Origin of the sequence: Okeania hirsuta (assembly GCF_003838195.1) — a bacterium.
In the GTDB taxonomy this organism is placed as follows: domain Bacteria; phylum Cyanobacteriota; class Cyanobacteriia; order Cyanobacteriales; family Microcoleaceae; genus Okeania; species Okeania hirsuta.
The window spans coordinates 1-6737 of sequence record NZ_RCBY01000317.1; the positions used below are offsets into that span (position 1 = coordinate 1).

Consider the following 6737-nt stretch of genomic DNA (forward strand, 5'->3'; position numbering starts at 1 on the left):
CTGAAACTTAATTGAACTATTTTCATCCCAAGCAGATATTGGGGTGATTTTTTTTGATTCACAGGCTGTTTACCGCTATTGGTAGTGGACTGACACATCTAAAATGGTGCGTTACGACGGATTGTTAAATGCCTTTCACAGCCTAGATTTTAGCCGTCTAACGCACCCTACTGGATTGTTTCATCTAAAAATGTGCATTAGAAAATGGGGGAGGTGACGGGGTGATGGGGTAATGCAGTATCAGTGATACGAAAAAAGCGCTCTGCAAAGTTTTAGCTGTGCATCCATCCGTGCATCCGTGGCAAAATCCGTGTCTTGCCCTGACTTCTCTAAAGCACTATTTTAGCTGAAACTGTCCACTACAAATTTTGCTTTCTCCTGTCTCCTGACTCCTGACTCCTGACTCCTTCTTCAAACAGAACACATCGCCATGAAAGTACATTCCCAAACTAATCTAGGTTGGACATAGGAGAGTAAATATTTTCTAGCTGCCTCCAGATGTTTGAGACATTCCACTTTGTCAAGCTGCTGCTGTTGCTTGGCCCAATAACTATGCTGTAGATAATCTATCAACCATAACTGCGCCTCCATATCCAAATTTTTACTAATATCTCGCCCTACTTCTAGTGCTTGACGAATAGTCTTAATACCCTGAGTGACTGTTTCCAAAATATCCGCAGGAATTTCTTGTAGTTGTTGCCAAGCAGCGATCGCTTCTCCTGGACTACCTTGAGCCATCATCATCACTTCTTTATGCCTCAAAATTTCTTCATGGCCAGCTTTTTCCAATACGAGCTTCATATTCTCGTTGGCCAAGCGATAAAAAGGAATGCGCTGACATCGGGACACCAAGGTGGGCAATAATGAATCAACTCCCGGAGCAATTAAGATTAAAGTTGCCCGTTTGCCAGGTTCTTCCAAAGTTTTCAACAAACCATTTGCAGCACTTTCTCTCATTGTTTCAGCTTGTTGCAAGACTACTACTGACCTTGCAGTTTCTAGGGGGGGACGACCGAGAAATTCACTAATTTCCCGTACCTGTTCGAGACGAATTTGAGGTGGTGACTTGCGTTTGACTCCTGCTTCTGTTGCTTCTTTTGCTGAGAGCAGTTTTCCTTGGTGTAGATAGGTGGGTTCTACCCATAATAGGTCTGGATGGTTTCTTTTGTGAATGCGATTTTTTAGGGATGGGTTAGCAGGGGAGTGGTTATTGGAGAATAGGAGTTCAATAAAACATTGGGCAGTTAAACCTCGTCCTATTCCTGGAGTGCCTACAAATAAATAGGCAGGGGCAATACGTTGGCGAGCAACTGCTTGAGTTAATAATTCTATGGCTTGGTTTTGTCCGATAATTGAGGTAAATGAAGTCACAATGAAGAAGGAGTCAGAACTCAGAACTCTGAACTCAGGAGGGAACAAGGAGGAAGAGGAGAAGAAAGTTTTTCCTGAATGCTATGAAAAGGATCCAGGAGTCGTAGGGGCAATTTCCTACGGAATACTTTTCTACGGAATACTTCGTAAACGTAAACGCGTTTGCGGAGCATGACTTTAGGAAATTGTCCGTACAGGAGTCAGAATGAATATGTTGAATACCATTTTTAAAATTAAATCTAAAAAGATGATTTAACTCTGTTTGCTGTTTCTTCTGATTCTCCAGAAAGTGGGAAAACTAACACACTCTTAATATTGGAATTATTAACTAATTCGTCAAGGCGGTGTAATTGTTTATCGGTAATACCAATACCGTCATATTGTTTGGCATAATTCAATTCTTCCTGAAAGTTATCTTCATTATAAGCTTGAATAAAGACTCGATCTACTAACCATTTTTCCCAGTCTGCAGCAAAATATTTTTTCGCCCAATAAGGGTTATGATGACTAAGATCAAAACTAACTGAATTGTTGGCTTTTTTCATTTCTGTTACCATCTGTTTGGTAAAACTTGTTAATTTTGCTGTCCGGTCTACTTTTCCTGGCAATTCTGCATGATATCCGAGATAATCATCCCATTGAACGGCATCGATTTTTGGATATTTTTTGACAAATTCAACTAAAATATTAGTAAAAAAGTTAGCTACTTCTTCTACTTCTACATCTAAGACATAATGCTCAATTCCATCGTAGGTTTTATCTACTCCAGGAACTATCCATTTTTTAGCAATTGCTAAGTCAAAAATCGGACTATTTTTATCAATTTTAATGCCTTTCTCAAAGTAAGCATGAACTTCTATTCCTTGTTTATGTGCTTCATCAATTAACCAAACTAACCATTGTTCATTAAATTCATTAGGACAGCTATTTGCTCCTAGTATTTGTTGCATTACTTCACTTTTGTACATGGTACAACCATTTCCCCAAACTCCGTGAATTATGGTATTAAATCCTTGTTTTTTATAATAACGAACTCTTTCACGAATTGTTTTTTCATCCGCATTATTAGTTATATAATAACGACTTAAGTAAATTCCTCTAATTTCTTTTTTCTCCCAAGGAGTTAAAACTTTATCGTTGAGGGAATTATTATTAGGTTTAACTGGATTAACAATCTTTTTTTCGGCAGGAGTAGGTGATGGTGATTCTATTTTAGGTAAATTTGGTGATTTTTTGACGATTTCTGATGAAGATGATTGAGATGATTCGGTTTGATTTGAGTCAATTTCTTTTGATTTTAAAACAGTTTCTTTTTCAAGGGAATTATGATTAGGCTTAACTGGATTAACAATCTTTTCTTCGGTAGTAATAGGTGATGGTGATTCTCTTTTAGGTAAATCTGGTGTATTTTTGACGGTTTCTGATGAAGATGATTGAGATGATTCGGTTGGAGTTGAGTCAGTTTCTTTTGATTTTAAAAAAGTTTCTTTTTCGGTTGATCTCTCTTCTGATTTTACAGTGGGAATAGGTAGATTTGGAAATTTATCTTGGAGCCAAGAAACCACTGAATTATTAGATACGAATTTAGACAAATCGATCTGATTTCTCTGAATAAACCACCAGTAACTTCCACCTAAAATCATCAAAAAAATTAGAATTTCTACCAAACAACCTGAATCAAAAAGACGAGAAGAATTATCCTTTTTTTTAGACATAGGTTCAATAATTGATAATTGATAATGGATAATTGATAATTACCTCTTCCTTTTACGGAGAGGATTGAATAAAAGGAAAATTTTTTCTCTCTTGGTCGATTGGATATGGCGAGGAGACCTTGCAATCCCTTGACCGCTTGTTTTTCCTTGAAAAGAGAGGCTTTAAACCTTAATTATTCTATAAAATTTTAATCAATTTAGATTAGATTTTTTGATTTAGTTAATCTCAATCTAATTTAATCTCCCAGAATAATTACGTTATTACTAAATACATACAACTTCTGATGGAAAAATTTCGGAAATTTATATTTAACTTAATATGTAAGCATTCAGCTATAGCATTCAGTGTTCAGCTTTTCCTGTAAAATGCACTCAAGTTCAGCTTTTTAATTAAGGAATTTCTCTTTGAACTTCTACTACATTTTTAACTCATAAATTGAAGCACTATAACTAGAAGTATGAGTTATTAATATAAGCAATTTTGTAGTAGGAAATATATTAGATATGACTTAAAGCTGATAGCTGATAGCTGACTGCTGTTTGCGCAGCATTCCGTAGGAAATGCTTACCTTAATATAGAACGATAAAGGGGCTGATTTTTTACTATTTCTATCCAATTTTGAATTGCTGGAAATTGGTTTAAATCAAATCCTCCTTCATGAGCAACATGAGTATAAGCAAATAAACAAATATCTGCAATACTGTACTGCTCCCCTACAAAAAATTGATAATTTTCTAAATGTTTTTCCATGACATTTAAAGCCGCATAACCTCCTACTTGTTTTTGCTTAATTTCTGCTTGATACTCTTCTGCTTTTCCTAAAATACTTATCCAATAACGAGAGGTAGCAATATAAGGTTCATGGCTATATTGTTCAAAAAATAACCATTGCATAACTTGAGCTTTTTCCCATTTATTGGTTGGTAAAAATTTTGTTCCTTCACTGAGATAAAAAAGCTCAAGTTATGCAATGGCTATATTGTTCAAAAAATAACCATTGCATAACTTGAGCTTTTTCCCATTTATTGGTTGGTAAAAATTTTGTTCCTTCACTGAGATAAAAAAGAACTGCATTAGATTCAGATAAATATTTTCCTGGTTCTATTTCTAAGACAGGTATTTTACCATTAGGATTTTTTTGTAAAAATTCTGGGGTACGACTTTCTCCTTTTGTAATATCAATTTCAATTCTTTCAAAAGGGATTTCTAACTGAGTTAACAGTAGACGGATTTTATAGCAGTTACCAGAGGTAGAAAATTCGTATAATTTCAACATATAGCAATTCCAATGATTGTGAAGTAAAAAATTCCTTTTTTTTAGGGAGTAGGGATTAAGGAAGTCAGAAGTCAGAAGTCAGAAGTCAGAAGTTATTTTTGTAATGGGGATTTTGAGCAACTTTCCAAAAATATTTAGCCTTAAAAGGCGGGGTTGCGCGACCTATATTATTTTGATAAAAAATAAGAAAAACAACCATGCCTCAGTAACTTGAGAAACGCTATTTTAAGATCAATACTTAAAAAAATCTCTTTCCCTTTATGAGTTTAATACCTCACAATCTACAGGTTGTTGACAATTGGTTGGGGTTTGAGTCCTCATCCATTTTTTCTTCCTTCTTCCTTCTTCCTTCTTCCTTCTTCAAGTCCATTCTATTAATTTTTTCCTCATAACTTCTTGAATTTGTTCTTGAACTTTATCTATGGTTAGATTAGCATCTATTCGTACTATCGAAGGATTACTTTTAGCTAATTCTTGATAGCCTTTTTGTACCCTTTTATGAAATTGAATATCTGCTTGTTCCATCCTATCAATTTTCCCTCTATTTTTAGCTCTAGTTAAACCAATTTTAACATCAATATCTAACCAAAAAGTTAAGTCGCTTTTTAAGCCACCTGTAGCAATATGATTGAGTTTTTGAATTAAATCTAAATCTAAACCACGACCATATCCTTGATAAGCAATAGTCGAATCAGTAAAGCGATCGCACAATACTATAGCCCCTTTTTCTAAATAGGGTTTAATCAAGTTTTCAATATGTTGAGACCTATCTGCTGCATATAGTAACAATTCTGCTCTTTCTTGAATTTGTTCTCCAGATATATCTGTATTTAATAGTAATACTCGTAAAGCTTGACCTAATTTTGTTCCTCCTGGTTCTCGCGTGACAATTACTTCTAAATCTATAAATTTTGATAAAAGTTTGTTTGATTGTTTTTTATATAATAGCCAATTTTGTAACAGTTGAATTTGAGTGGTTTTACCCCCTCCTTCAACACCTTCAAAGACAATGAATTTACCTATCATTTTGCATTTATTTATCTATTTTTAACTGCTTTTTTAGAAGTTGCTAATAATTACTAATTTCTTGATAGCAATAATTTTATTTTAGCTGTGTTCCTAGACTTTTAGGGAATAAGAAATGGCAGACATCGAAGTAATAAAATTCTTTAAGCATTCAGCTATTAGCTGTCAGCTCTCAGCTCTTATAAGGGGGTTTAAATGAATATAGACTGTTTCAGCCAGCTTTTATAGTAATATCATGTCCGGATAATTAGTGATCAAAAAACTTTCTCCTTCTCCTCTTCTTTCTTCTTCTTTATTTCCTCCTAACTCCTCACTCCTGACTCCTGACTCCTCCGTAGTTTATTTATAACTGTTCAACCGGACATGATATAAGTATAAATTCTGGCTCAATTAGTAAAGCTTTTATCTCAAACTAAAAGCAATAGCTGATGGCTGAATGCTTACAAAATTCTTACTAATTATTTAGGATTCCTATTAATTAAATTATTCTATAATGTATTGTTGAATACTTATAAATAAATGAAAACTAGAACAGGAAAAATAGAGATATTTGCCGTTGAAGCGAGAGGATCTGTTTTTTTTACAGACAAAATATTATATTATTACCTATAGGGAGTATATAGAATATTAATTTATATTTTATCTTTTTCTTTTGGCTTTATAGCACTACGCAAATAGGGCGCGGACATTGATAAATTCTCAAACTCAGTCAGGGATTACTTCTGAGTTCCGACTTCTGACTTCTGACTTCTGATTTGCGCGTAGCGCTATAATACCTCGAACTTCATAAGCGGTGTTTACAAGCTTGTTGGGGTTTGAGTCCTCATCCACTTTTTCCTTCTTCCTTCTTCCTTCTTCCTTCTTCAATTCAAATAATTTTTCTATTATTGGAGTTTTTTATGGCTCGCTATACTGGTTTATTTACTGTAGCTGTCGATGTAGAAAATATACAGTTAATTTTGACAGATATTCTGAGTTATTGTGGTTTTGAAGTTGTCTATATTCGAGGCAATTATTTAATGGCTAGTGAAGTTCATGGTCAAGTAATTTTCTCTCAACTTATTACTATAGAAATCAATGTTGCCATAGCAACTAATACTGAAAAAACACGCATAAATATAGTTGTTAGAAATGAAGAAATTCCTTTAAAATCAGATAATCATTGCCGTCAAAAATTTGATTTGTTAAGTAAGTCGATAATAGAAAATCCTAATTGGGAATTTATAGACAGCATTTAATGGAGGAGTCAGGAGTCAGGAGTCAGGAGTCAGGAGGGAAGAAAGAAGAAGAAACAGGAAGAAAAGGAGAAAATTTTTTATCACTAATTATCCGGACACGATCGGGACTT

General features: G+C 34.2%; 7 protein-coding genes. 1 reads left to right on the top strand and 6 read right to left on the bottom strand.

The window, feature by feature from the left end:
• Positions 1-411: 411 nt before the first annotated feature.
• The 6 genes from D5R40_RS29065 to D5R40_RS36365 all read right to left on the bottom strand — a co-directional run bounded on the left by D5R40_RS29065 (position 412) and on the right by D5R40_RS36365 (position 6256).
• Positions 412-1371 (bottom strand): DNA polymerase III subunit delta', encoded by a 960-nt coding sequence (locus tag D5R40_RS29065; RefSeq protein ID WP_192901137.1) that lies wholly within the window; start codon positions 1369-1371, stop codon positions 412-414.
• Between the two features lie 239 nt (positions 1372-1610).
• Positions 1611-3086, bottom strand: a complete 1476-nt coding sequence (locus tag D5R40_RS29070; RefSeq protein WP_240041678.1) for a family 10 glycosylhydrolase — start codon at positions 3084-3086, stop codon at positions 1611-1613.
• A 565-nt stretch (positions 3087-3651) separates the two neighbouring features.
• Positions 3652-3981 carry a glutathione binding-like protein gene (locus D5R40_RS29075; RefSeq protein WP_124155595.1) on the bottom strand — a complete coding sequence of 110 codons (330 nt, stop codon included), beginning with the start codon at positions 3979-3981 and terminating at the stop codon, positions 3652-3654.
• A gap of 64 nt (positions 3982-4045) precedes the next feature.
• Positions 4046-4363 carry a glutathione S-transferase N-terminal domain-containing protein gene (locus tag D5R40_RS29080; protein ID WP_124155596.1) on the bottom strand — a complete coding sequence of 106 codons (318 nt, stop codon included), beginning with the start codon at positions 4361-4363 and terminating at the stop codon, positions 4046-4048.
• A gap of 360 nt (positions 4364-4723) precedes the next feature.
• Positions 4724-5389 carry a dTMP kinase gene (gene tmk, locus D5R40_RS29085; protein ID WP_124145466.1) on the bottom strand — a complete coding sequence of 222 codons (666 nt, stop codon included), beginning with the start codon at positions 5387-5389 and terminating at the stop codon, positions 4724-4726.
• A 705-nt stretch (positions 5390-6094) separates the two neighbouring features.
• Positions 6095-6256, bottom strand: coding sequence for a hypothetical protein (locus D5R40_RS36365; RefSeq protein WP_161565096.1), 162 nt, complete (start codon positions 6254-6256; stop codon positions 6095-6097).
• Positions 6257-6288: 32 nt separating this feature from the next.
• On the opposite strand from D5R40_RS36365, the gene D5R40_RS29090 reads away from it, so the two are divergent.
• Positions 6289-6627, top strand: coding sequence for a hypothetical protein (locus tag D5R40_RS29090; RefSeq protein WP_124145465.1), 339 nt, complete (start codon positions 6289-6291; stop codon positions 6625-6627).
• Positions 6628-6737 lie beyond the last annotated feature (110 nt).

What these genes read in the sequence shown, in the direction of transcription:
- D5R40_RS29070 (WP_240041678.1), bottom strand. Translation starts at nt 3,086, where the DNA reads ATGTCTAAAAAAAAGGATAATTCTTCTCGTCTTTTTGATTCAGGTTGT.
- D5R40_RS29075 (WP_124155595.1), bottom strand. Translation starts at nt 3,981, where the DNA reads ATGCAATGGTTATTTTTTGAACAATATAGCCATGAACCTTATATTGCT.
- D5R40_RS29080 (WP_124155596.1), bottom strand. Translation starts at nt 4,363, where the DNA reads ATGTTGAAATTATACGAATTTTCTACCTCTGGTAACTGCTATAAAATC.
- tmk (WP_124145466.1), bottom strand. Translation starts at nt 5,389, where the DNA reads ATGATAGGTAAATTCATTGTCTTTGAAGGTGTTGAAGGAGGGGGTAAA.
- D5R40_RS29090 (WP_124145465.1), top strand. Translation starts at nt 6,289, where the DNA reads ATGGCTCGCTATACTGGTTTATTTACTGTAGCTGTCGATGTAGAAAAT.